The 894-nt window shown below is 73.8% G+C and carries 1 protein-coding gene; it reads right to left on the minus strand.

Going from position 1 to position 894, the window contains the following annotated elements; genetic code table 11:
- Positions 1 to 194: 194 nt before the first annotated feature.
- On the minus strand, positions 195 to 894 hold a 700-nt coding region (locus tag ESO86_RS17755; protein WP_165308364.1), incomplete at its 5' end, for a head GIN domain-containing protein.

Consider the following 894-nt stretch of genomic DNA (forward strand, 5'->3'; position numbering starts at 1 on the left):
GCCCGCCCGGCCGCCCCTACGGGAGGACCTTCCGCACGACACGCCGCAGCGGCATCCGCCGGAAGGCCCGCCCGGCCGCCCCTACGGGAGGACCTTCCGCACGACACGCCGCAGCGGCATCCGCCGGCGCCGGCGTGTCTCGCGTTTCTTCCTCCCGAAGCGCACGAGGATCACGCTCCGCGGCCCGTGCCGACTCAGGACGGCGTGATCTCGCCCGACCCCGACACGGTGCTGCGGATCTCCGGGCGCCCCGAGTACCGCACCGTGCCGCTGCCCGAGAGCACGACCTCGAGCGAGTCCGACGCGTCGACCGAGATCTCACCCGAGCCCGACAGCACGACGCGGGCGCTGTCGGCGCGGAGCGCCGAGGCGTCCACGTCGCCCGACCCGTCGACCTGGATCTGGAGATCGTCGGTCGTGCCGCTCGGGACGATCGACCCGGAACCGCTGATCGAGGCGCGCACCGACGTCGCGTCGAGCTCGTCGGTCTCGATCTCGCCCGAGCCGCGGATCTCGAGCGCCACCTCGTCGGCGTCGCCGAACTCGGCGGTCACGTCGCCGGACCCCGAGATCAGGACGGACTCGAGCGAGGTCAGCGTGATGTCGAAGACCAGGTCGCGCGCGCCGACGACGATCGGACCGCGCTGCACGTCGATGACGAGCCGGTCGCCCTCCACCTCGGTCGTGAGGCGATCGAGCACGTTCTCGCCACCCGTCACGGTGAGCGACGGCGCCTCGCCGAGCCGGATCGTCATGTCGCCCGCACCGCGCAGGACGACGCCCGACGCGTCGCCGATCTCGCGCGTCTCGGTGCGCGTGTCGCCGGGCGTCACGAACGGCACGCACGCCGTGAGCGCGACCAGCACGCCGGCCGCGAGGACGGCGGCCGCGCTG

Source organism: Agromyces binzhouensis (assembly GCF_004135055.1).
Taxonomy (GTDB): domain Bacteria; phylum Actinomycetota; class Actinomycetes; order Actinomycetales; family Microbacteriaceae; genus Agromyces; species Agromyces binzhouensis.